18 protein-coding genes are annotated in these 23,408 nt (G+C 62.6%); 5 read left to right on the top strand and 13 right to left on the bottom strand.

Translation table 11 applies throughout. The features are described from left to right. Positions 1-178 precede the first annotated feature (178 nt). From EN804_RS23595 to EN804_RS23565, 6 genes are all read right to left on the bottom strand, one after another. Positions 179-1,456 (bottom strand): sugar ABC transporter substrate-binding protein, encoded by a 1,278-nt coding sequence (locus tag EN804_RS23595; RefSeq protein ID WP_135880492.1) that lies wholly within the window; start codon positions 1,454-1,456, stop codon positions 179-181. 29 nt (positions 1,457-1,485) lie between these two features. After that, the gene (locus tag EN804_RS23590) at positions 1,486-2,673 is read right to left on the bottom strand and encodes a PLP-dependent transferase (RefSeq protein WP_135880493.1); all 1,188 of its coding nucleotides are present in this window, start codon (positions 2,671-2,673) and stop codon (positions 1,486-1,488) included. Continuing rightward, positions 2,670-3,404: a FadR/GntR family transcriptional regulator gene (locus EN804_RS23585; RefSeq protein WP_135880494.1), complete on the bottom strand. Its 735-nt coding sequence runs from the start codon at positions 3,402-3,404 to the stop codon at positions 2,670-2,672. The genes EN804_RS23590 and EN804_RS23585 overlap by 4 nt, the downstream gene beginning before the upstream one ends. 105 nt (positions 3,405-3,509) lie before the next feature. Beyond that, positions 3,510-5,048 carry an FAD-dependent monooxygenase gene (locus EN804_RS23580; RefSeq protein WP_135921500.1) on the bottom strand — a complete coding sequence of 513 codons (1,539 nt, stop codon included), beginning with the start codon at positions 5,046-5,048 and terminating at the stop codon, positions 3,510-3,512. A 552-nt stretch (positions 5,049-5,600) separates the two neighbouring features. Next, a complete protein-coding gene (locus EN804_RS23570; protein ID WP_135921499.1) occupies positions 5,601-6,974 on the bottom strand; it encodes a PleD family two-component system response regulator in 1,374 nt (457 codons plus the stop codon). A gap of 33 nt (positions 6,975-7,007) precedes the next feature. After that, complete coding sequence (locus EN804_RS23565; protein ID WP_006334976.1) at positions 7,008-7,379, bottom strand: response regulator; 372 nt, start codon at positions 7,377-7,379, stop codon at positions 7,008-7,010. 247 nt (positions 7,380-7,626) lie between these two features. Here EN804_RS23565 and EN804_RS23560 point away from each other — a divergent pair, with 247 nt between their 5' ends. Both EN804_RS23560 and EN804_RS23555 read left to right on the top strand, forming a co-directional pair. Further along, on the top strand, positions 7,627-7,926 hold the full coding sequence (locus EN804_RS23560) for a DUF3572 domain-containing protein (protein WP_127278639.1): 300 nt from the start codon (positions 7,627-7,629) through the stop codon (positions 7,924-7,926). Next, positions 7,923-8,585 carry a hypothetical protein gene (locus tag EN804_RS23555; protein ID WP_135921498.1) on the top strand — a complete coding sequence of 221 codons (663 nt, stop codon included), beginning with the start codon at positions 7,923-7,925 and terminating at the stop codon, positions 8,583-8,585. The genes EN804_RS23560 and EN804_RS23555 overlap by 4 nt, the downstream gene beginning before the upstream one ends. A gap of 36 nt (positions 8,586-8,621) precedes the next feature. Here EN804_RS23555 and EN804_RS23550 read toward each other — a convergent pair whose 3' ends face one another. The 3 genes from EN804_RS23550 to EN804_RS23540 form a co-directional block, all read right to left on the bottom strand. Beyond that, positions 8,622-10,211: a hypothetical protein gene (locus EN804_RS23550; protein ID WP_127278644.1), complete on the bottom strand. Its 1,590-nt coding sequence runs from the start codon at positions 10,209-10,211 to the stop codon at positions 8,622-8,624. 190 nt (positions 10,212-10,401) lie between these two features. Continuing rightward, positions 10,402-11,874 (bottom strand): hypothetical protein, encoded by a 1,473-nt coding sequence (locus tag EN804_RS23545; protein ID WP_135921497.1) that lies wholly within the window; start codon positions 11,872-11,874, stop codon positions 10,402-10,404. A gap of 85 nt (positions 11,875-11,959) precedes the next feature. Then, positions 11,960-12,535, bottom strand: a complete 576-nt coding sequence (locus EN804_RS23540; protein ID WP_135880498.1) for a GNAT family N-acetyltransferase — start codon at positions 12,533-12,535, stop codon at positions 11,960-11,962. Positions 12,536-12,600: 65 nt separating this feature from the next. On the opposite strand from EN804_RS23540, the gene EN804_RS23535 reads away from it, so the two are divergent. Next, on the top strand, positions 12,601-13,929 hold the full coding sequence (locus EN804_RS23535) for a DNA polymerase IV (RefSeq protein ID WP_135921496.1): 1,329 nt from the start codon (positions 12,601-12,603) through the stop codon (positions 13,927-13,929). Between the two features lie 6 nt (positions 13,930-13,935). Here the strand turns inward: EN804_RS23535 and EN804_RS23530 are convergent, their stop codons facing one another. Then, positions 13,936-14,442: a hypothetical protein gene (locus EN804_RS23530; RefSeq protein ID WP_135864383.1), complete on the bottom strand. Its 507-nt coding sequence runs from the start codon at positions 14,440-14,442 to the stop codon at positions 13,936-13,938. Between the two features lie 186 nt (positions 14,443-14,628). Here EN804_RS23530 and EN804_RS23525 point away from each other — a divergent pair, with 186 nt between their 5' ends. Continuing rightward, positions 14,629-15,510, top strand: a complete 882-nt coding sequence (locus EN804_RS23525; protein ID WP_127872604.1) for a DMT family transporter — start codon at positions 14,629-14,631, stop codon at positions 15,508-15,510. A gap of 12 nt (positions 15,511-15,522) precedes the next feature. Here the strand turns inward: EN804_RS23525 and EN804_RS23520 are convergent, their stop codons facing one another. The 3 genes from EN804_RS23520 to EN804_RS23510 all read right to left on the bottom strand — a co-directional run bounded on the left by EN804_RS23520 (position 15,523) and on the right by EN804_RS23510 (position 22,023). Continuing rightward, positions 15,523-16,326, bottom strand: a complete 804-nt coding sequence (locus EN804_RS23520) for a potassium channel family protein (protein ID WP_135921495.1) — start codon at positions 16,324-16,326, stop codon at positions 15,523-15,525. A 49-nt stretch (positions 16,327-16,375) separates the two neighbouring features. Next, positions 16,376-19,903 carry a DNA polymerase III subunit alpha gene (gene dnaE / locus EN804_RS23515; RefSeq protein WP_135921494.1) on the bottom strand — a complete coding sequence of 1,176 codons (3,528 nt, stop codon included), beginning with the start codon at positions 19,901-19,903 and terminating at the stop codon, positions 16,376-16,378. 107 nt (positions 19,904-20,010) lie between these two features. Further along, the gene (locus EN804_RS23510; RefSeq protein WP_135921493.1) at positions 20,011-22,023 is read right to left on the bottom strand and encodes an acetyl/propionyl/methylcrotonyl-CoA carboxylase subunit alpha; all 2,013 of its coding nucleotides are present in this window, start codon (positions 22,021-22,023) and stop codon (positions 20,011-20,013) included. A gap of 243 nt (positions 22,024-22,266) precedes the next feature. Here EN804_RS23510 and EN804_RS23505 point away from each other — a divergent pair, with 243 nt between their 5' ends. Continuing rightward, positions 22,267-23,394, top strand: coding sequence for an S-(hydroxymethyl)glutathione dehydrogenase/class III alcohol dehydrogenase (locus tag EN804_RS23505; protein WP_127872608.1), 1,128 nt, complete (start codon positions 22,267-22,269; stop codon positions 23,392-23,394). Positions 23,395-23,408: the final 14 nt, after the last annotated feature.

Genomic DNA, 23,408 nt, shown 5'->3' with positions numbered 1-23,408 from the left:
GGAACGTCCTTTGGGAGCGCGGCGTTGGCGACAAGCGTCCTTCTCCCCGTTCAACGGGGAGAAGATGCCGGCAGGCAGATCACGGGCGGCGCCAGCTTCTGAGAACTCAGCGCTGCCCCTCATCTGGCCCTGTCGGGCCACCTTCTCCCCGTGAACGGGGAGAAGGAAAAGCCTGCGCTTACTTCTTGTTCTTCGCCAGCCAGTCCTGCTGCTCCTTGGTCAGGAAGGCAGCCCACTGGTCGGCGACGTCCTTGGCCGTCTTCTGGCCGAGCAGCACTTCCTGGAAGTTCTTGATCGCCACCTGGTCGACGAAGTTGCCAAGGTTTTCGAGGTGCGTCGGCGGCGTCACCATCTCATATTTGGCGCCGTCGCTCAGTTCGGTGAACCAGCCCTTGAACTGCTCGGTCTTGAAGTGGGCGTCCTGGTCGGCGCCCTTGTGGATCGGGATGACGCCGACTTCCTTGGCCCATTCCAGATTGTCCTTCGGCGAGAGCAGCGTCGCCATCAACTTCCAGGCATCATCCTTGTGCTGCGAGTTGGCGAACATCGCCCAGCCGGCATAGCCCAGCGTCGGATAGGACTTGCCGCTCGGCCCGGTCGGCATCGGCGCCACGGCGAAGTCGTCGGCGCTCATCTTGTCGGCGATGCCGAGCAGCGCGTCCGGATCCTGGTTGAGCATGGCGCAGGTGCCGGAATAGAAGCCGGTGACCGTTTCGTTGAAACCCCAGCTCACGGCATCCTTCGGCGCCAGGCCGTCCTTGTACATGTCGGCCAGCATCTGCAGGCCCTTGACCGAGCCCTCTTCATTGATGGTCGAGGTGCCGGCCTCGTTGAAATAGCCACCCTTGCCGGCGGCGATGTTCATGAACATGTGCATGCCGTTGAAGGCGCCCGGCCCGCCGCGCAGGCAGTAGCCGTATTTGCCGGGAATGGCCGAGATTTTCTTGGAATCGGCGACGAATTCGTCAAGCGTCGCCGGCGGACCGTCGAGGCCGGCTTGCTTGAACAGCTTCTTGTTCCAGAACAGCGCGTTCACATAGTAGCCGTAGGGGATCATGAACTGGGTGTTGTTGACCGTCGAGCCGAACTGCTTGGCGCGGTCGCCGAGCGTCTTGGCGTCGTCCCACTTGGCCATATAGGGGCCGAGATCCTCGAGCTGAGCGTTGTTGGCGTAAAGCCCCATCCAGCGTTCCGGCATCTCGACCACATCGGGCGTATCGCCGGCCTGCACCATGGTCAGGAATTTTTCAAATGCCTGCCCCCAGGGCAGCGAGACCAGCTCGACCTTGACGCCCGGATTGGCCGCCTCGAACTCGGCAATCTGCTTTTTCAGGAACTCCGTGCGCGGCGGGCTGGTGATGACCTCGACCATTTTCAGGGTCGAATCGGCGAGCGCGCCCCCGGCGGAAATTGCCAGCCCCGCGACGGTGGCAAGCATGACGGTCAGTTTTTTCATGTTCAAGACTCCCATTTTGAACCCGCTTGTTATTTTCTGGCTTTTTCGAAGGCCTGGGCGACATCCGCCCAAAGATCCTCGACACTTTCCAATCCGACATTGAAGCGGATGGTTCGGGGGCTGACGCCGAAGCGCGCCATCGAATTCAGTCCCGGCGTCTGCTCCAGCGACGCCTTGGCCGGCACGACCAGGCTCTCATGCCCACCCCAGCTGACGCCGATGCGGAAATATTTCAACGCGTCGACGAAGACGGGAATGTCGATATCCTCGGTAACTTCGAACGAGAACAACCCGCCATAGCCGGCAAGCGTCGCCTTGCCCGGATGGTTCGAATAGACGGGGTGGTTGACCCGCTCGACATTGCCATGCGCCTTCAGCCGTTCGGCGATGGCGAGCCCGCTCTTCATGTGGTGCGGCAGGCGCAGCGGCAGCGTGCGCAGGCCGCGCAGCAAGAGCCAGGCCTCGAACGGTGACAGCTTGCCGCCGAGATAGGAATAGGTCTGCTCGTTGATGTGTTTGATGTGCGCGGCCGAGCCCGCCACCACGCCGGCAACGGTGTCGCTGTGGCCGCCGAGATATTTCGAGGCCGAGTGCAGCACGAGATCGACGCCGTGCGAGATCGGCTTCTGGAACACCGGCGTCGCCCAGGAATTGTCGATGGTGGTGATGATGCCCTGCTCCTTGGCCAGCCGGGTCAGATGCGGCAGGTCCTGAAGCTCGAACATCATCGAGGTCGGGCTTTCCAGATAAAGCAGCTTTGCGCCGGGCAATGCCGCCGCCACCGCATCCGGGTCCGAGCCGTCGACATAATCGACCTTGATGTTGAGCCGCGGCAGGAGCCGCTCGAACAGCCGGTAGGCATCGCCATAGCAATTGCGTACCGCGACGATGCGCTCGCCCGCCCCGACGAAGGCAAGCACGGTGGCGCTGATCGCTGCCATGCCGCTTGAAAAGCCGCGCGCGGCCTCGGCGCCTTCGAGCGCCGCGACACGCGCCTCGAACTCCATGACCGTCGGATTGTCGCCGCGCGAATAGATCGGCTGCTTTCGCTTGCCGGCAAAGGTATCGGCCATTTCGGCGTAATTGGCGAAGGTGAACAGCGACGTCTGGTAGATAGGCGGCACGACGGCGCCGCCGGGGAACGGTTCATCATGCGCCAAAAGCGTCGCCGCCTCGGCGAGATAGTCTTGATCGAAACCGGCTGGGTGCTCGTTCATCTCAGGTCCGAAAGTTTGAGTTTGGCCGCACCGCGCTTCAGGTCGTCCTCGACGGTGGCGATGAGCTTCAGCGCCTCGCCGCGGGCGCCTTGCGGATCACGCGCGGCGATGCGCTCGTAGATGGTGCGGTGATAGGGAAAGCTGGCATGGCCGAAATCGCGCACGCCGAGTGGATGTTCCCAGAAGCGGTGGAACAGTTCGTGCATGGCCGCGATGATCTGTTCGAACAGCGGATTGCCGGAGACCCGGTAGATCGCCTGGTGGAATTCCCAGTCCTCTTCCGATGACATGCCGTCCAGGGTGCGAAACGCCTGCTCCATGATATCGAGCTTGCGTTCGATCTCGGCAATGTCGGCGGGGCTTGCCCGCTCGGCGCACAGTGCCGCCGCTTCCGCTTCCAGTGCGCGGCGGATTTCCAGCGTCTGCATCAGGCTGGTGAAATCATTGCCGCCCGCCAGCGTCAGCGGCAGATGCAGCATATCGGGCGAGACGGCCGCCTTGAGATAGGTGCCGCTGCCTTGCCGGCGCTCGACCAGGCCCAATCCCTCCCACCGCGTCAGCGCCTCGCGCACCGTGTTGCGGCTGACCTTGAGCCGTTCGGCCAGGATGCGCTCGGTCGGCAGTCGCTCACCAGGCTGCAAGGCCTCGGCGCGGACGAAGCCCACCAATGCCTTCAGCACGGCGTCGTCGCGCGCCGTCGTCTGAATGGGTGGCAGGCTGTTCTGGTCCACACTTCCTCCAAGTGGTCCAATGGTCCAACCAATTTCTGCATAGATGGAGCCTCCTGTCAATCGCTTGTCAGGAGGCAGCCGCCTTCAGCCTGTGGAAGCCAGCCTTCAGCCCGTGGAAGAGTGTGACGCGCTGCGTTCGGAAGGACACCCGGCTTCGGCAGCCGGTCCGAACCATCTGGTCAGCGCATCGGCCAATCCCTGTGGAGTCCCAACTCCTACCCAGGCCACATATCCATCGGGCCGGATCAAAACCGCGTCGGGCGCAGCGACCGTTCCGAGTACGGGAAGCTCCCAGGCACCGGCATACCTGGCGTCGATCTGCCGGATCCGGCCGGCCGAAGGCGCACTGTCCAGTCTGCCTGGTTCACCGAAATGGAGGAGCACCGGCCGCGCGTCGTGCAGCAAGGTAAACAGCCGCAACGGCCCGTTGGCGGTGAGCAGATCGAGGTCGGGCATTCGCCGCCCAAGCAGCGCGTGCCCTTCCCCGAGGTCGTAGTGGACACCCAGGCCGGACATCTCGGCGGCGATTCGTTTGCGTGGCCCGTCCATGGCGAGCAGTTCGGCAAACGTGTCACCCAGAGCCTTGGTGCGGTCGTCCCTGCGACGAAGCGCGACCTGCGCCATCGCATTGCGCAGCACGCGGGCGGCAACCGGATGGCGTTCGGCAAGGTAGCTGTCGAGCAGGCTTTCAGGGGACGTCGCCTTGACCACCTGGGCCAGCTTCCATCCCAGGTTCACCGCGTCCTGCACGCCGATATTGAGGCCCTGTCCGCCCATTGGGGGATGGATGTGCGCAGCATCGCCGGCGAGCAGAATACGTTTGTTGCGGTAAGACGCAGCCTGGCGTGTCATGTCGGTGAACCGGGAAATCCAGGTCGGATTGTGGACCCCGTAATCGGTGCCGTAAACCGCGACAAGCGCCTCGCTGAGATCGCGCAGCGTAGGTTCGCCGCCAATGGTCAGATGCCTCTCGGTCAACACCACACCCACGCGGTCGCTTTCTTCAATCTTGCCTATCGCATGAATACCGTAGGCGTCGCTGCGAAAGCCCCATGCAGGTTCCTCAGACATCTCGACGTCGGCGATCATCCAGCTCATCGTCGGATCCCACCCGTCGAACGCGATGCCCGCCGCCTTGCGGATGATGCTGCGTCCTCCGTCGCAGCCGACGAGATATTGCGCTCTCAGGCACCGACCACCGGACAGTTCGACGTCGACGCCATCGTCATCCTGTGCGAGGCCCGTGACGTCCTGTCCGCGATAGATCGGCACCCCCAACTGGCCGATCCAGTCGGCCAACAGCCGCTCGATATGGTTTTGCCGCAGCGCCAGCAGATAATTGTGCCGCGTGGGAAAATCGCTGATGTCCAACCGGATCATGTGGAAGCCGACGGACGGCGATAGCTGTCCCTGTGACAGGAACCGGTCGGCAATTCCACGCTGGTCGAGTACCTCGATGGTGCGTGCGTGCAGGCCACCCGCTCGCGAGCCGATGAGTTCCTGGTTGGGCCGCCGCTCGACAATGGCCACATCGACGCCCGCCAATGCGAGTTCGCCAGCCAGCATCAACCCGGTCGGACCGCCTCCGGCGATCACCACTGCACGGTCCCGACCTACTTGGCCTCTTGGCAACAATTCCGGCATTCGCCACTCCCGTTTCGGTTAACTTGGGTCGTGGTTTTACGGGAACAGCCAGGTCTTGCCGCAAGCCCCTTGTGCGCCATATGTATGAAATGGAGGGGGTAGCCTTCGCCTTCCCCTCTGCATACGGCAGTGAAAAGGTCGCGCGTTGCGAAGCGATAGCGCGCGAGGTGCCGTTAGAACCCAGGAAAGCGTTCTTCAGATCCTGCCGCACACAAAAAAGCCCCGGCACTTCCGGGGCTTGTCGCGGAATCCTGATGCCATGTCGGACAAGAGGGGGCCGGTCGGCGTTTGGCAGCGGTACGAGGAGGCCACTATGTGCCAGCGCCGGCCGGCCGACCCCACGGACCCAGGAGATGCGGCGGACCTGAGCATCATGGGGTATTCCTGAGGGACCGAGCCGGCTGTCTACCCTCGTGCCGGCTTCGTCTTGGCCTGCACATTTGCGCAAGAGCTTATGAAAATCAACAGTTTCTTAACCAAGGCTCGCGAATCGCTTGGATTAAGGTAAATGGGTAACCCTGTTGGGTTGACCGGATAATCAGGCCCGGACCGTCAGGCCGCCGTGGCAACGACGCGGTTGCGGCCGCCGCTCTTGGCTTCGTAGAGCGCGAGATCGGCGCGCTTCATCAGCGCGGCCGCCGTATCCACGCCCTTCAGCACCGATGACACGCCAACGCTGACGGTGACCTCGATCGTCTTGCCGTCGGCGCCGATGGCGAAAGGCTTCTGGGCGATTTCGGCACGGATGCGTTCGGCCACCTTCTCGGCAACGGTGCCGTCGGTGTCCGGCATCACCACCACGAACTCCTCGCCGCCGAACCGGCACGCAAGGTCGATACCCCTGACGTTCTTGCGCAGCCGCCGCGCGAATTCGCGCAGCACCTCGTCGCCGCCATCATGGCCGTACGCGTCATTGATGGACTTGAAGCGGTCGAGATCGGTGATCATCACCGACAGTGGCCGGCGCCGCGCCACTGCGCGGTCGAACAGCGTCTGCAGATGGCTGTCGAGATAGCGGCGGTTGTGCAGCCCGGTCAGGCCGTCGGTCACGGCCATTTCGATGGTCTGGGTGACGCTGGCGCGCAATTGGTCGTTGTAGCGCTTGCGGCGCACCTGGGTGCGCAGCCGCGCCGTCAGTTCCTGCTGGTCGATCGGCCGCATCAGATAGTCGTTGATGCCGAGTTCGAGCCCTCGGATGAGGCGCTCTTCCTCGCCCTCCTCCGCCAAAAGGATGATCGGCACAAAACGGGTGCGGTCGAGCGAGCGCAGTTGCGAGCAGAGCCTGAGCGGATCGAAATCGGCGAAGGCCGTCGAGATCAACACACATTCATAGGGCGTTTCGGCGGCCTGGAAGAACCCGGCATGCGGATCGCCGGTGACGTCCAGGTCGGCACGGTCGCGCAACATCTTCTGGATGCGCTCGACCGACGATTTGCGCTCATCGATCAAAAGCACTTTCGGCGTCGTGTCCTCGGACGCGAAATTGCGGCTCAAAAGTTCCTCGATGCCTATGTTGCGTGTGGTCGAGGCGCGCAGCCGAAGCTCGTCGGTCAGCGACTTCAGGCGGACCAGGCTCTTGACGCGCGTCATCAGTTGCAGGTCGTTGACCGGTTTGGTCAGGAAATCGTCGGCACCGGCCTCCAGCCCGCGCACGCGGTCTGAGACCTGGTCGAGCGCGGTGATCATCACCACCGGAATGTGCGACGTCGCCGGATCGCTCTTCAGCCGCCGGCAGACCTCGAACCCGTCCATATCGGGCATCATCACGTCGAGCAGCACGACATCGACCTTGCCGTTCTCGCAGGTCTCGATCGCGTCGGGCCCGTTGGTGGCGGTCAGCACCTCGAAATATTCGGCCAGCAGCCGGACTTCCAGCAGCCTCACATTGGCAGGGATGTCGTCGACGACGAGGATCCGCGCGGTCATTTCACAAGGCTCCGGCTCGGCTGGAAGGGCACATCAGGCATCGCCCAGATAGGATTTGATGGTTTCGATGAAGCGCGGCACCGAGATCGGCTTCGAAATATAGGCCTCGCAGCCACCCTGGCGGATGCGCTCCTCATCGCCTTTCATCGCGAAGGCAGTCACGGCAATGACCGGGATAACGTGCAAATCATCGTCCTCCTTCAGCCATTTGGTCACTTCCAGCCCCGACACTTCGGGCAGTTGGATATCCATCAGGATAAGGTCCGGCCGGTGTTGGCGCGCCAGGTCGAGCGCCTCGAGACCGTTGCGGGTTCGCACCGTCTCGTAACCGCTAGCTTCGATGAGGTCCCGAAAGAGCTTCATATTGAGCTCGTTGTCCTCGACGATCATGACCTTCTTAGGCATCGACATCCCGTCCCGACCGTCCTCCGCCCGGAGGTGACCGTCATGCGCTCTTTCCTTGAACGCACCAAACCCTGCTTCACTATACGGCAATATGATTGACGAAACGGAAACCCGCGGCCTGCAAAGCAGCACGAATTCCGCCTCGACTCCCTGCGCGTCCAATAGGCGCGCCACACTCTAATGGCTTGCCGCAAGCAACTCTTGCCATTACTGCGGGAGAGACTCATTCCACACACCGAAGGTAGTGATGGCAAACGCAGCGTCAATGCGCGAAGAGGCGGAAAACATTGCCGTGAAGGCATTGGGCTTCGTTGCCGCCGATCCCGAGCTTCTACCGCGCTTTCTGGCGATCACGGGAATAGAGGCGCATTCGATCCGCCGGGCGGCAGGCGAGCCGGGTTTCCTGGCCGGCGTCCTGCAGTTCATTCTCGCCCACGAGCCGACCTTGATGCGTTTTGCGGAGGAAACCGGCACCCCGCCGGCGGCAGTCGGCAAGGCGCTGCGCGCCTTGCCGCTCGGCGACGACAATCACGAGCGTTCCACATGAGCGATGATCCCGAAACCGCGCGCCAGATCGAGGAACTTGCGGCCGACGACCGGCCGCTGCTGGTGCTCGACGTCGACGATGTGGTGCTCGAATTCATCCGCCCGTTTCCGCATTTCCTCAAGGCACGCGGCTATGGCCTGACACTGGCTTCCTTCCGGCTGACCGGCAACATTGCCGAAACGGCCAGCGGCCGCCTGATCGAACAACCCGAAGTCACGGCACTCCTGGGCGATTTCTTCGACGCGCAAGCTGATTGGCAAAGCATCACCGATGGCGCCGCGGAGGCCCTGACGGGACTTGGAGGTCGCGCGGAAATCATATTGCTGACGGCCATGCCGCACAGGCATCGCGCCGCGCGCCGCGCCCATCTCGATGCGCTGGGACTAGCCTATCCGCTGCTGACCACCGAGATGGCCAAGGGCCCGGCGGTGGCCAGGCTGCGCGGCAAGACCGGGCGGCCCGTGGTCTTCGTCGATGATCAGCCGCACAATCTGGCGTCGGTGCGGGAATCGGTCGCCGACTCAAATCTTTTCCACCTGATGGCCGACAATTCGCTGCGCGCGTTCCTGCCCCCGGTCTCGGACGATGTCATCGTCGTCCAGGACTGGCACGAAGCCGCGCCGAAGATCGCGAGCGCTCTGGGACTACAGGCGCTTTGACGCAATTCCGGGGGGAATTGCTGGAGGGCTACCCCCTCAAGGGTTCAGCTTGGCCCCTGCTCCGCCATTATCGGTGCCGCCGCTATTGCTGCCTTCGTTAGCGCTACCGCCGTTAGCGCCACCGCCATTGTCATCGCCGCTCTCATCGTCCGCGCCGCCACCATCATCGACACTGTCATCCACCGCCGGATCGGCCGGCTTCAGCATGACGCCGTTGACAGTGACCGAACCGTCGGCCTTGGTGTTGATAGCCCATTCCAGCTTGCCGTCCGGCAGCGTCTTGGCAAAACCCTTCGCCATGAGAGCGACAGGCACGTACTGCCCGACCTCCGGCTCCGCCTTCGCCGCTTCCTGCAGGTGCTCCATGATCTTGTCGAAACCGGCGACATCGACGGTCAGATTTGCATCGGGCTTCTGGCCGAAGGTCGTCATCTCGCCTTCGAGCGCGATCTCCATGTCCTTGTTCTTCACGGTGCTGTGGCCGATGACGACCTTCGGAGTCTTGGCCAGGAAGTCGGCCTTGAGCTGGTCGCCAAACTCGGCCGGCAGTGGCGGATCCTGATTGAGATCAAAGGCTTCGATCGCCTTCTTCGCCATACTGTCGAGATCGATGCTGGCGCCGCCGAAGTTCAGGTCGATATCGGTGGGCAGCAGTGCCACGCTCCAGCTCGGCAAGAGCTGCTGCGGCACGGTCAGCCCCGAAGCCTTGATGCCATAGCTGATCTTGCCATTCTGGGCGACGCCGTCGGAGCCGAACGCTATGCCGAGCTGGGTCGCTCCGAACGTGCCGATCGGGCTGTCGACCGCAAAATCCTTGAAGCCATAGGTCCCGTCGATACGCTCCCACACCGGAAGCGCGGCGAGCAGAAGCGACTTGAGCTGCGCCTGGTTTGCCTTCAGCGTCTTCTCGTCCTCATTGGCCACGGCAAACGCCAGGAGATCGAGCAGCGGCTTGGTCTCGACGCCCTTGCCGCTGGCCTCCACCGACAATTCCGGCGACTTCACGGTAACGGGAAAATTCAACCCGCTCTCGGGATCATTGAATTTTATCGCTTCGACGAAGTTCGCAATCTTTTGCGTCGTCGTGAAATCGACGCCGCCATTGGCTGCCTTGGCCGCGGACAGGGTCGCGGTGCCGGCACCGGCGCTCGCATCCATCTGCTGCTTGGCGTCCTGCGACGACATCGTCATCCCGGCAATCGAACTGGTGGCGCTGCTGAACGCCGCCAGCTTGGGGTCGTAGACGCCGCTGCCCTTGCCGTCCTTGATCGAAAACCGCGTGCTCTGCTTTCCCTCGGGACCGTTGAACTCGAATGAGGCGCTCTGCGAAAAGTCCATCGAGACATCCCAGGACCCGTCGCTGCGCGGCTTGACCAGCAGGGCGTAGGGCGCAAAGTCGAATTTCACCATCTTCTGGTCGGGGAAGGTCGCGGCAAGCGCCTTGAAATCAAACACGATCTTGTAGGCGTCGCCTTCGGCCGAAACCTTCAGGATACCCTTGTCGAGCGCCTGTTTGCCGACATAGCGCGACAGGTCATCGGACAATTGCTTGGCGCCCTGGCTGTCGACGGTCTGGCCGAAAGCAGGTGCGCTGAGCAGAAGCGCGGTAAACGCAATTGGCAACATAGGGTTCACGGGAATTCTCCGTTCGGTCGAAGGCAAAAATCGTTTCGCATCTCTGGTAGGGAAATACCATCCCGACTGCAAGACGATGACAGTCAGGCAATCGGCTTCAACGTCAGCCGCATCAGCGGCCGGCGGATGGTTTCGTCGACGACCAGCCGCACACTCTGGCATCGCTGCAATAATCCAATAATCAAGGATTCAGTTTCGCCCCGCCCTTGCCGCTATCGTCCACGGCCGGATCGGCGGGCTTCAACATACCGCCATTGACCATCACGGAGCCATCAGACCTGGCGTTGATCACCCATTCCATCCGCCCATCCGGCAACATCTTGGCAAATCCTTTGACGGCCAATGCGAAAGGAAAATATCGTGCCGCTTCCGGTTCGGTCTTGGCCGCAGCCTGCAGTGCCGCCACGATCTTGTCATAGCCCGCGACGTCGACGGTCATGGTTGCATCTGGCCGCTGGCCGGGAAAGGTCGCCTCGCCCTCCAGCGCGATCTCGGTGCCGCCATTTTTGATGACGCTGTGGCCCATGATGAATTTTGGCGTGTTGGCCATGAAGTCGGACTTGATCTGATCGCGGAACCCCGCCGGCAGCGGCGGGTTCTTGCTGAGATCGAATGTCTCGATCGTCTTTCTGGCCATGCCGTCGAGGTCGATGTTGGCCCCGCCGAATCTCAGATCAAGCTCGGTAGGGAGCACTGCGGCGATCCAGCTCGGTATGACCTCAGGAAAGGTCAAGCCGGAGACCTTGATGGCATAATCGACCTTACCGTTCTGGGCGATGCCATCAGCCCCGAATGCAGTGCTCAGTTCCGCTGCACCCCAATTGCCTGCGTAGGTATCAAACGCAACGTTCTTGAATGTATAGGTCCCGGCCACCCGATCCCACAGCGGCAGCGCGGCGAGCAGAAGCGCTTTGAGCTCGGCTTGGTCGGCTTTCAACCGGGCCTCGTCTTCATGGGCTACGGCGAATGCCAACAGGTCCAGCAACGGCTTCGTCCGCATAGCTTTGGCGGTTACATCCACGACGAGATCCGTCGTCTTGATCGCTCCGACGGCCCGGCCGTCGATTTTGACCGTTTCGACGAAGTCGGCCATCGCTTGTGTCAGATTAAGGTCGACCCCACCGCTCGCCGACTTGCTGGCGCCGAACTTGGAAGTGCCCGCGCCGACGCTGAGGTCCGTTACTTGCCTGGGCATGCGCGAGGTCATCGTCATGCCGGCTATCGAACTGGCACCGCTGGTAAATGCCGCCAGTTCAGGATAATAGGCGCCCGTGAACTTGCCATGCTTGATGACGATCTGCGCGCTTGTCTGGCCACTCGGATCATTTACCTGGACTGACCCGCTGGTCGAAAAATCCGAGGAGACGTCCCAGCCGCCGTCGCCGCGCGGTTTGACCAGCAGCGTGTAAGGCGGGAAATCGAACTTCGGCAGATCCTTCTTCGGTAAGCCCGCTGCGATCGCCTTCAAATCGACGGTGATCTTGTAGGCATCGCCTGTGGTCGAAACCTTCAAAATGCCTTCGTTGAGCAACTGTTTGCCGACATAGCGCGACAGCTCATCGGAGAGCTGCTTTGCGCCCCGATTGTCAACCGCCTGCCCCCAAGCGGGCACGATCACCGCAAAAACAAGCACAACTGGCAGAATACGCCTCACTTCAACTCTCCCTCTTCAGCCCGCATGAGCAGAATCGCTTCACCGCTAGTAAAATACCGGTGCAATCGCAAGATGAGGTTCTCCTCTACAGCATCAGCCGCATCAGCGGCCGACCGGCCTTGCGCTCCACGAGCCTCTCGAACCCGGCCTTCTCGAACACCCCAGATGAGCCGACGAACAGGCCGATCGAGCGCGAATCGCGGGACAGGTCTATCGGGCAGGCCTCGACAAGCCGTGCCCCGTTCCTGCGGGCGAAATCGATGCCGCCTTCGACGAGGCGGTGCGTGATGCCCCTGCCGCGCGCCTTGGCGCGGATGAAAAAGCAGGAGATCGCCCAAACGGCCGGATCGGAAGCGTCGGCGGGATCGATCGGCGCCGACCCCCTGCCCTTGTTGTTCCATTCGGGCACGTCGGCGCGTGGACCGATCTGCATCCAGCCAACCGCCTTGCCGTCCTCGAAGGCCAGCAGCCCGGGCGGCGGGCCAGCCTCGATGCGCGCCTTGATGTGATCCTTGTTGCGTTCGCGACTGCTCTCGCGCCGCGCCGCCGGGGCCAGCCGGAAATGCGTGCACCAGCAGCCGTAGCAGGCGCCCTGCTTGCCGAAAAGGTCCTCGAATTCAGGCCAGAGCTCTGGCGCCAGCGGCACTATGGTCGTGCTCATGCGTTCTCCCCAGGCCAGGCTTGTCGCTGGCCCTGCGCTGTCGTACCATTGCATTTGTTCTCTTTATGTTCGCAGTGATGGCGGCTCCTGTCAACAATCCCGATCACGGTTTTTGTCGTGACTGCCTGACGTTTCAGCGTGGCGAAACGCGCCGCTGCGAACGCTGCGGCAGCCCTCGCCTTGCCCGCCATCCCGAGCTTTACCGGCTGCACCTCGCCCATATCGATTGCGATGCCTTCTACGCGGCGATCGAAAAGCGCGACAATCCCGCGCTCAAGGACAAGCCGCTGATCATCGGCGGCGGCAAACGCGGGGTCGTCTCCACCGCCTGCTATATAGCGCGCATTCGCGGCGTGCGTTCCGCCATGCCGATGTTCAAGGCGCTCGAGGCCTGCCCCGAGGCGGTGGTAATCGCGCCCAACATGGAAAAATATGTGCGTGTCGGCCACGAGGTGCGCGCCATGATGCAGGCGTTGACGCCGTTGGTCGAGCCGCTGTCGATCGATGAGGCGTTCCTCGATCTCGCCGGCACCGAGCGGCTGCACGGCCTGCCGCCGGCGGTGGTGCTGGCGCGCTTCGCGCTGGCCGTGGAGAAGGAAATCGGCATCACCGTGTCGGCCGGCCTGTCCTATTGCAAGTTCCTCGCCAAGATTGCATCGGACTTCCGCAAGCCGCGCGGCTTTTCGGTCATTGGCGAGGCCGAGGCGGTCGGCTTCCTGGCAACGCAGCCGGTGACCATGATCTGGGGCGTCGGCAAGGCGTTCAACGCCACGCTGGAACAGGATGGCATCCGCACCATCGGTCAGCTCCAGAAGATGGAGCGTAGCGACCTGATGCGTCGCTACGGGGTGATGGGCGAACGGCTCTACCGGCTTTCGCGCGGTGAGGATGTCCGCCGCGTCGACCCCGACCAGGATGCCAAGAGCGTATCGGCCGAAACCACTTTCGACACCGACATCGCCTCGCTGGACGAGCTGGTCTCGGTGCTGAGGGGCCTTTCGGAAAAAGTGTCGGCGCGGCTGAAGAAGTCAGGCATTGCGGGTCGCACCGTGGTGCTGAAGCTGAAGACCCAGGATTTCAAGCTGCGCACGCGCAACCGTCAGCTTGGCGACCCGACCCGGCTCGCGGACCGCATCTTTTCGACCGGCGTGGAACTTCTTCGCAAGGAGACGGACGGGACAAAATTTCGATTGCTTGGCATCGGCGTCAGCGACCTTTCGGATGACGACAAGGCCGACCCACCGGATCTGGTCGATGTCCAGTCGCGCAAGCGCGCCATGGCCGAAGGCGCCATCGATGCGTTGCGCGACAAATTCGGGCGCAAGGCGGTGCAAACCGGCTACACCTTCGGCAAGGGCCGCGACGCCCATCCGCCGGAGCCGCTTGAGGATTGAACCAGATCAGCTGCGTCGAAGGTCGATGCGGCTCGTCACGACGCTCTTTCCGGTCTTGGGATCACGGTCGACCACGGTCAAAACAATGCCGTCCGCCCCGTTTTTCTGTACGGTAAGCTGCGCGGTGCGGTCGCCATTGACCTCCTTGGCCCAGCGGATGGCGAGGTTTATGGCATTGCCAGAACGATTTCCGTTCAGCTGCGCCGGTCCGGTGCGCGATCCCACATAGACGCCGCTGTATTTGGCGCCGCTGGTCTTCAGACGGGCGCTGATGGCGCGTGTCACCAGGATCAGGCCGCGGCAGTTGCCGTCGAGCGACAGCGAAGACGATGTCGCATCCGATTTGAATGTGCAGGAAACGCTGACCGTCGGCGCCTGCGTCGTCACCTGAACAGTTCCCTTGCCGGCGAAACTGCCCTGGAAGGACTGGAGAAATTTGCTGTCGTCGGCACGCGCGGCAGTGGCCGCGACGAGCAGGCATCCAGCAAGCGCAAACCGCGTGAGTGATGTCATCGAAGGTCTCCTTGTGACTGGGTGGAGGGGCAATCGGCGATGCTCAGGCGGGATCCAGCGACTCAACGCACCTTGCCATGTCAGGTTCCGACAAGACTGTTTTGCAGCAGCGCGCAAAGTCTCTGGCCCAGTCAAATGGGGCGGCTAGTGGTTGCGGCAAAAACCCCGGCTTGCGACATAGCGGACATGGCACCCACCCCTTCGATCCCCAAGGCCGCGTTCTGGATGGCGCTGTCGATCACGTCGTTCCTGGCGATGTCTGTCGCCGGCCGCGCCACCACGGCCGAACTCAACGTCTTCCAGGTGCTGGAACTGCGCTCGGTGATCGGCTTCTTTATCCTCTTGCCGCTGGTGTTTGCGAGCGGCGGGTTTGCGGCGATGCGCACGCAACGTCCCCTCGCCCATCTCGCCCGAAACGTCATCCACTATACCGGGCAGGCGGCATGGCTCTACGCCTTGACCTTGATTCCGCTGGCCGTGCTGATTTCGATCGAATTCACCACACCGATCTGGACGGCTATCCTGGCGGTGACTTTTCTTGGTGAAAGGCTGTCCAGGCCAAAGCTTGCCGCGATCGTGCTGGGCCTGATCGGCGTGGTGGTCATCGTTCGGCCCGGTGTGGGCTCGGTCGATCCGGGCCATCTCGTCGTGCTCGGCGCCGCGGTCTGCTTCGGCATCTCGGTGGTCATGGTCAAATCGCTGACGCGGACGGACAGCGTCGTACGCATCATCTTCTGGATGCTGATCATCCAGTCGGTGGTCGGCCTCGTTCCAGCCCTTTACGAGTGGCGCAACCCGCCACTGCAACTGTGGCCGTGGATCGTGCTGATTGCCTTCACCGGCATGTCGTCCCACTTCTGCATGGCCCGCGCGCTTGGCTATGCCGACGCCACCGTCATTTCGCCGATGGATTTCCTGCGCGTGCCGTTGTCGGCGCTGATCGGCTGGCTGCTCTACAGCGAACAGATCGACGCTTTCACCGCCGGCGGCGCACTGCTCATCCTGATGGGCAACCTGCTCAATCTACAGCGGAAACCGGCAAGGCCGGCGGAAGTGGCCGCTTCGTAAAACCGCCGCCGATCAGTCGCCCTCGTTCGGTATGTTGAGGACGTGTCCGCAGGCCTTGCAGTGCACGGCGTCCGGTTCATGCCGCTGCAACCCGCACTGCGGGCATGGAAAGAACACCTTGGCCGGCCGAAAGACCGCCTGCGCCAGCCTGACGAACAGCGATATGCCGATGATCATGGTGACGATCGCCGTCAGCTTGCCGGCGATGCCCGGCAGCACGATGTCGCCGAAGCCGGTCGTCGTTACGGTCGCGACGGTGAAGTAGAGCGCGTCGATGTAGTTTTCCAGCCCGGCTCCGTTGCGGAAGAAGAATGTGTAGACGAAGCCCGTGATGACAAAGAGAAAGGTCAAAAGATTGATGACCGCGTGGCTTGCCTCGCGCCAGGGTCTCAGGCCGCGCATCTCGAAATGCCGCCAGATCGAACCGCTGCGCGATAGCGACCACAGCCGCAGAATGCGCAGAAAGCCTAGATTTGCGAGCGCCGTCGGCATCAGCAACGTCAGAAGGATGAAGGCATCCACCCAGAAGGTCGGCTGCTTCATCAGGCGCAGCATGTCGTTTGAGGCCAGCAGCCTGGCGCCCAGATCGGCGGCGACGAGGGCCGCCACGGCATAGTCCAGCCACAGAAACGAGGCCGATTGCTGGATGACCGGCGTGGCGATGAAAAAGGCGATGATGGCGAGGTCGATGATGACAGCGACCAGTTGGAACCGGAACGCGGCCGGCGAGCGCCCATGATAGAGCCTGCGTAGCGTGTCGCGGAGCTGTACCGTCGCGGAGAGACCCTGCGGTGCCTTGCCGTCGGCGCCTCTCATGCCGATCGCAACAGCGTGAGCAGCGGAGGCTTTCTGGCAAGCGTGCAGATCACACCAGTTCCACTTCGACCACGCCCGGCACGGCGCGCATCGCCGAGGCGATCTGCGGCGAGACGCGATAGCCGCCCTGCAAGGCAATTTCGACCTCGCCCTGCGCCTCTTCCTTGATCACGATAATGCTCACCTGGCTTTCACCGCGCTGGGTGAGCTGGGATTGGATGATCGAGGCAGGCCCATCGTTCCGGACGAAAATGCGCAGCGCCTTCTGGATGCGGCTTGCTTCGTCTTCCAGCGATTGGACGGAGTTGATGCGCAGGTTGACGCCCTCTGGCCTGTCCTCCGCCGCAACGGTGATGACGACGGAGCGGCCGGCTTCGAGGAGATCGCGGTACTGGGCCAATCCTTCTGAAAACAACACGGCCTCGTACTGGCCGGAGGTGTCGGAAAAGGCCACCACGCCCATCTTGTTGCCGGTGCGCGTCTTGCGCTCCTGCTTGCTGGTAACGGTGCCGGCAAGCCTGCCGGCGGAAGCGCCGCGCTTGACGGCAGCGGAGAACTCCGCCCAGTTCTGCACCCGCATCTTCTGCAGCGCCGCCTTGTACTCGTCGAGCGGATGCGCCGAGAGATAGAAGCCGACGACCTGGAATTCGCGGTGCAGGCGGTCGGCGGCGAGCCACGGATCGGTCGGCGGCAGGTTGAGCGCCTGCGACTGGGCGCCGAGCGAGGCGCCGAAAATATCGGCCTGGCCGGAAACGGCGTTCTGCTGGGCAAGTGACGCCAGCCCCATCATCCGCTCGACGCCAGCCAACATCTGGGCCCGATCGTGGCCGAAGCAGTCGAGCGCGCCGGCCATGATCAGGCTTTCGAAAACCCGCTTGCCGACGATCTTCGGGTCGACCCTCTCGCAGAAATCGGCCAGGCTCTTGAACGGCTTTTCGCCGCGAACGGCGACGATGTGCTCCACCGCGGCGTCGCCGACACCCTTCAGGGCAGCCATCGAGTAATAGATGCGGTTCTCGCCAACCTCGAAGGCACGAAAACTGGTCATCACCGACGGCGCCAGGACCTCGATGCCGAGGCGCAGCGCATCCTGGCGAAAGTCGGCGAGCTTGTCGGTGTTGCCCATGTCGAGCGTCATCGACGCTGCCAGGAACTCGACCGGATAATGCGCCTTGAGATAGGCGGTCTGGTACGAGACGACGGCGTAGGCGGCCGCGTGCGACTTGTTGAAGCCATAGTCGGCGAACTTGGCCAGCAGGTCGAAAATGAAGTCGGCTTGCGGCTTGGCGACGCCGCGCTCGACCGCGCCGGAGACAAAGCGCTCGCGTTGCTTGTCCATCTCGGCGCGGATCTTCTTGCCCATGGCGCGGCGCAGAAGGTCGGCTTCGCCGAGCGAATAGCCGGACAGCTCCTGCGCGATCTGCATCACCTGTTCCTGGTAGACGATGACGCCTTGCGTCTCCTTCACCAGATGGTCGATCTTGGGATGGATCGAGGCCATCTCCTCCTCGCCATGCTTTCTGGCGTTGTAGGTCGGGATGTTTTCCATCGGGCCCGGCCGGTAGAGCGCGACCAGCGCGATGATGTCCTCGATGCAGTCGGGCCGCATGCCGATCAGCGCCTTGCGCATGCCCGCACTTTCCACCTGGAACACGCCAACCACCTCGCCGCGCGAGAGCATCGCGTAGGTCTCGGGATCGTCGAGCGGGATGGTCGCGAGATCGATGTCGATGCCGCGGCGACGGATCAGCTTTACGGCCGTCTCCAGCACCGTCAGCGTCTTCAGGCCGAGGAAGTCGAACTTCACCAGCCCGGCCTGCTCGACATATTTCATGTTGAACTGGGTGACAGGCATGTCCGAGCGCGGATCGCGGTACATCGGCACCAGTTCCGACAATGGTCGGTCGCCGATGACGATGCCGGCGGCATGCGTTGAGGCATGGCGGTAGAGGCCTTCCAGCTTCTGCGCCATGTCGAGCAGCGTCTGGACGATCGGCTCCTTCTCGGCCTCCTCGGCAAAGCGTGGCTCGTTGGCGATGGCATCGGCGAGCTTGACCGGATTGGCCGGGTTCTGAGGCACCATTTTTGAGAGCTTGTCGACCTGGCCATAGGGCATCTGCAGAACACGGCCGACGTCGCGCAGCACCGCGCGCGCCTGCAGCGTACCGAAGGTGATGATCTGGCCGACCTGATCGCGGCCGTATTTCTGCTGGACGTAGCGGATCACCTCCTCGCGGCGATCCTGGCAGAAGTCGATGTCGAAATCGGGCATCGACACGCGGTCCGGATTGAGGAAGCGTTCGAACAGCAGTGAGAAACGCAGCGGATCGATGTCGGTGATGGTCGTCGAATAGGCGACCAGCGAACCGGCACCCGAACCACGCCCCGGCCCGACCGGAATGCCTTGTGCCTTCGCCCATTTGATGAAGTCGGCGACGATCAGGAAATAGCCGGGGAATTTCATCTTCTCGATGATGCCAAGCTCGAATTCGAGCCGCTCACGATATTGCTCGACCGTGTAGCCCGGTGTCGGTCCGTGCAGGGCAAGCCGGGCGTCGAGCCCTTGGCGCGCCTGGCGGGCCAGTTCCTCGGCCTCGGCCTTTTCGGCGGCGTCCTTGTCGGAGGCATCGCCGCCCGTGAAACGCGGCAGGATCGGGCTACGGGTTTTCGGATAGTAGGAGCAGCGCAACGCGATCTCGACCGTGTTGTCGATCGCTTCCGGCAGGTCGGCGAACAATTTCGCCATGTCGGCCTGGCTGCGCAGAAAATTGTCCGGCGATAGCCGGCGGCGGGTGTCGACGGCGACGACCGAACCTTCGGCGATGGCGATCAACGCATCGTGCGCCTCGTACTCGTCGCGCGACGAGAAGAAGGCCTCGTTGGTGGCAACCAGCGGCAATTCATGGGAATAGGCTAGATCGATCGAGGATTTCTCGATCATGCGATCATAACCCGAAACCCGGTCCAGTTCGACATAGAGGCGGTCGCCGAACATCGTCTTGAGCGTGAGCAGGCGTGCCTCGGCGAGATCGCGGCGGTCTTCCTTCAGGGCTATGCCGATCGGACCGCGCGGCCCGCCACTGAGGCAAATCAGGCCGTCACATTGGCCGTCCATCATTTCGGTGGTCAGGTGCACCGCTTCACCGGGCGGTGTTTCGAGGTATACGCGGCTGACCAGCCGGACCAGATTGGAATAGCCGGCTTCGGTGGCCGCGATCAGCACCACCGGCCGCATGTCGGGACCTTGCCGACGGCGATCACGCTGGCCATCGCTGTTTTCGCCGGAGAAGGCGAGAGCGATCTGGCAGCCGATGATCGGCTGGATGCCGTCCTTCACCGCCTTCTGCGCGAACTCCAGCGCGCCGAACAGATTGTTGGTATCGGTGACGGCGATGGCCGGCGCTTCGTCCTTGACGGCATGGCCGACGATCTTGCCGAGTTGCAGCGCGCCTTCCAACAGCGAATAGGCCGAATGCACGCGCAGATGGACGAACGGCCGTGCCGGTATTTCAGGCCGCGCGGCAGCAATCGCGGCTTCGCGCTTCAGTGGGTCGCGTGGAAGTCTGTCGTCCGCCATGGTTTTTCGCGCTGCCGAAGGTCTTTGAGTCGATGAGAATGTAATGTCCGGGACCGGGCGATACCAGTCCAGCACAAACGACTACTGACCACAGGCTTCCAGCCCGCTCACGCGAATTCCATGATTACCGCGTCGACAGCCAGGCTGTCGCCCGGCTTGGCGTTGAGTTTCGAGACGACAAGATCGCGCTCGGCGCGCAGCACGTTTTCCATCTTCATTGCCTCCACCACGGCCAAGGTTTCGCCGGCCTTGACCTCCTGGCCCACGGCAACGGCAATCGACACCACTAGGCCGGGCATCGGGCAGAGCAGCAGTTTCGACGTGTCCGGCGCCACCTTTTCCGGCATCAGCCGTTCAAGCTCGGCGGTGCGCGGCAGCATGGCACGCGCCGTCACCGACATGCCTTTCCAGGCGATGCGCAGGCCATTGGCGACAGGCCGGATCTGGGCGGCGACCCTGTGCTTGCCGACCGTGCCGCGCCAGATCAGGTCGCCGGGCCGCCAGTCAGATGCAACGGTCAGCGCCTTGCCGCCATCGATCGACAGGTCGATCTCCATCGGGATGGAAATCATGCCTTCGAGGATCGACGCCGAGAGATAGTCCTCGCCGATCTTGACCACCCAATCACGCTTGAGCGCTCCCGAATGCGGCGCCAGCCGCCCGCCCAGCCGGTCGAGACGGTCGCGGCGCAGCAGTTCCACCGCGGTGGCGATCGACGCCAGCACGGCCTTTTCCTCGCTGTTCGGCACGATGGGGGCAAAACCGTCGGGATATTCCTCTGATATGAAGCCAGTCGATATCGCCCCTTCCCGCCAGCGCGGATGCTGCATCAGTGCCGCCAGGAAAGGGATGTTGTGCTCGATGCCGTCGACCACAAAGCTGTCGAGCGCTTCCGACATGGCGTCGATGGCCTCGAGCCGCGTCGGTGCCCAGGTGCAAAGCTTGGCGAGCATCGGATCGTAGAACATCGAAATCTCAGAGCCTTCGGTGACGCCGGTGTCGTTGCGGATCACGATGTCGCCGAATTGCCCTTCCTCCGGCGGCCGGTAGCGCGTCAGCCGGCCGATCGAAGGCAGGAAATTGCGATAGGGATCCTCGGCGTAGAGCCGGCTTTCCACCGCCCAGCCGTCCAGCTTGATGTCGCCCTGCTTGAGGCCAAGCTTTTCGCCGGCGGCGACGCGGATCATCTGCTCAACCAGATCGATGCCCGTGACCAGTTCCGTCACCGGATGCTCGACCTGCAATCGTGTATTCATTTCAAGGAAATAGAAGTTCTTGTCCTTATCGACGATGAACTCGACGGTGCCGGCGCTCTGGTAGTCGACAGCCCTGGCCAGCGCCACCGACTGTTCGTCCATGGCCTTCCTGGTCTTGGCATCGAGGAAGGGCGATGGCGCCTCCTCGGCGACCTTCTGGTTGCGGCGCTGGATCGAGCATTCGCGCTCGCCGAGATAGAGCGCGTTGCCATGCGCGTCGGCCAGGACCTGGATCTCGATATGGCGCGGATCGACGACGAATTTCTCGATGAACACCCGGTCGTCGCCGAACGAGCTCTTGGCCTCGGAGCGTGCCCGATCGAACCCGTCGCGCACTTCAGACTGGTCCCAGGCGATGCGCATGCCCTTGCCGCCGCCGCCGGCCGAGGCTTTGATCATGACGGGATAGCCGATCTCGCCGGCGATCTTTTCGGCATGGTCGGCATTTTCGATGACGCCGAGCCAGCCGGGCACGGTAGAAACCTTGGCGGCGTTGGCGAATTTCTTCGATTCGATCTTGTCGCCCATCGCCTTGATGGCTTTGGGTTTCGGCCCGATGAAGACGATGCCTTCCGCTTCCAGCGCTTCGCAGAAGGCGGCCCGTTCGGACAGGAAGCCGTAGCCGGGATGCACCGCCTGAGCGCCGGTTGCCTTGCAGGCGGCGATGATCTTTTCCGGCACGAGATAGCTCTGCACGGCCGGCGAAGGCCCGATATGCACCGCCTCATCGGCCATTTCGACATGCACGGCATCGCGATCGGCGTCGGAGTAGACGGCGACCGTGGCAATGCCCATCTTGCGCGCCGTCTTGATGACGCGGCAGGCGATCTCGCCACGGTTGGCGATCAGGATCTTGGTGAACATGCAGGCAGAATTCCCCTCCGGCGAACGGTTCAGTTCTATGGACTATGTCGCCATGTCTCAAGTACCGCGATGGACGACATGAAAGCCGCGCCAGCGACGCGCCATTGCGCTCTCTGCCGAACCGGTTGTCGAATGGTGTGCTATCTGCGTCAACAAAGCCGACATTTCGTCTCATCTGACAGTTGATGAGCAGCCCAAAACCTGAAAACTTGGACACAAAAATCGCCTTGGAGGAATTGCCCGATGAAAACCCGCGCCGCAGTCGCTGTCGCCGCCGGAAAGCCGCTGGAGATCATGGAGGTCGACCTCGAGGGACCGCGCGATGGCGAGGTGCTGGTCGAGATCAAGGCGACCGGCATCTGCCACACCGACGAATTCACGCTGTCTGGCGCCGATCCCGAAGGCATTTTCCCGGCCATTCTCGGCCATGAAGGCGCCGGCGTGGTGGTCGATGTCGGCAAGGGCGTTACCTCTGTCAAGAAGGGCGACCATGTCATCCCGCTCTACACGCCCGAATGCCGGCAGTGCCCGTCCTGCCTGTCGCGCAAGACAAACCTTTGCACCGCCATCCGCGCCACCCAGGGGCAAGGCCTGATGCCCGACGGCTCGTCGCGCTTCTCGATCGGCAAGGACAAGATCTTTCACTATATGGGCTGCTCGACCTTCTCCAACTTCACCGTGCTGCCCGAGATCGCGGTCGCCAAGGTCAACCCCGACGCTCCCTTCGACAAGATCTGCTACATCGGCTGTGGCGTGACCACAGGCATCGGTGCGGTCATCAACACCGCCAAGGTCGAACAAGGGGCCACATCAGTGGTCTTCGGCCTCGGCGGCATCGGCCTCAACGTCATCCAGGGCCTGAAACTTGCCGGCGCCGACATGATCATCGGTGTCGATTTGAACAACGACAAGAAGGCCTGGGGCGAGCGCTTCGGCATGACGCATTTCGTCAATCCGAAGGAGATCGAGGGCGACATCGTTCCCCACCTCGTCAACATGACCAAGCGCGGCGCCGACCAGATCGGTGGCGCCGACTACACCTTCGACTGCACCGGCAACACCAAGGTGATGCGCCAGGCGCTGGAGGCTTCGCATCGCGGCTGGGGCAAGTCCGTCGTCATCGGCGTCGCCGGCGCTGGCCAGGAGATTTCGACAAGACCGTTCCAGCTGGTCACCGGCCGCAGCTGGATGGGCACCGCCTTCGGCGGCGCGCGTGGCCGCACCGACGTGCCCAAGATCGTCGACTGGTACATGGACGGCAAGATCCAGATCGACCCGATGATCACCCATACGCTGAAGCTAGAGGACATCAACAGGGGATTCGACCTGATGCATGAGGGCAAGTCGATCCGGAGTGTCGTGGTTTACTGAAGACGGCCACATGC

The sequence above is a fragment of the Mesorhizobium sp. M8A.F.Ca.ET.161.01.1.1 genome (assembly GCF_004792105.1).
Lineage (GTDB): Bacteria > Pseudomonadota > Alphaproteobacteria > Rhizobiales > Rhizobiaceae > Mesorhizobium.
Note: the sequence above shows the minus strand (reverse complement) of the source record. Positions and strands in the feature narration are given on the sequence as shown.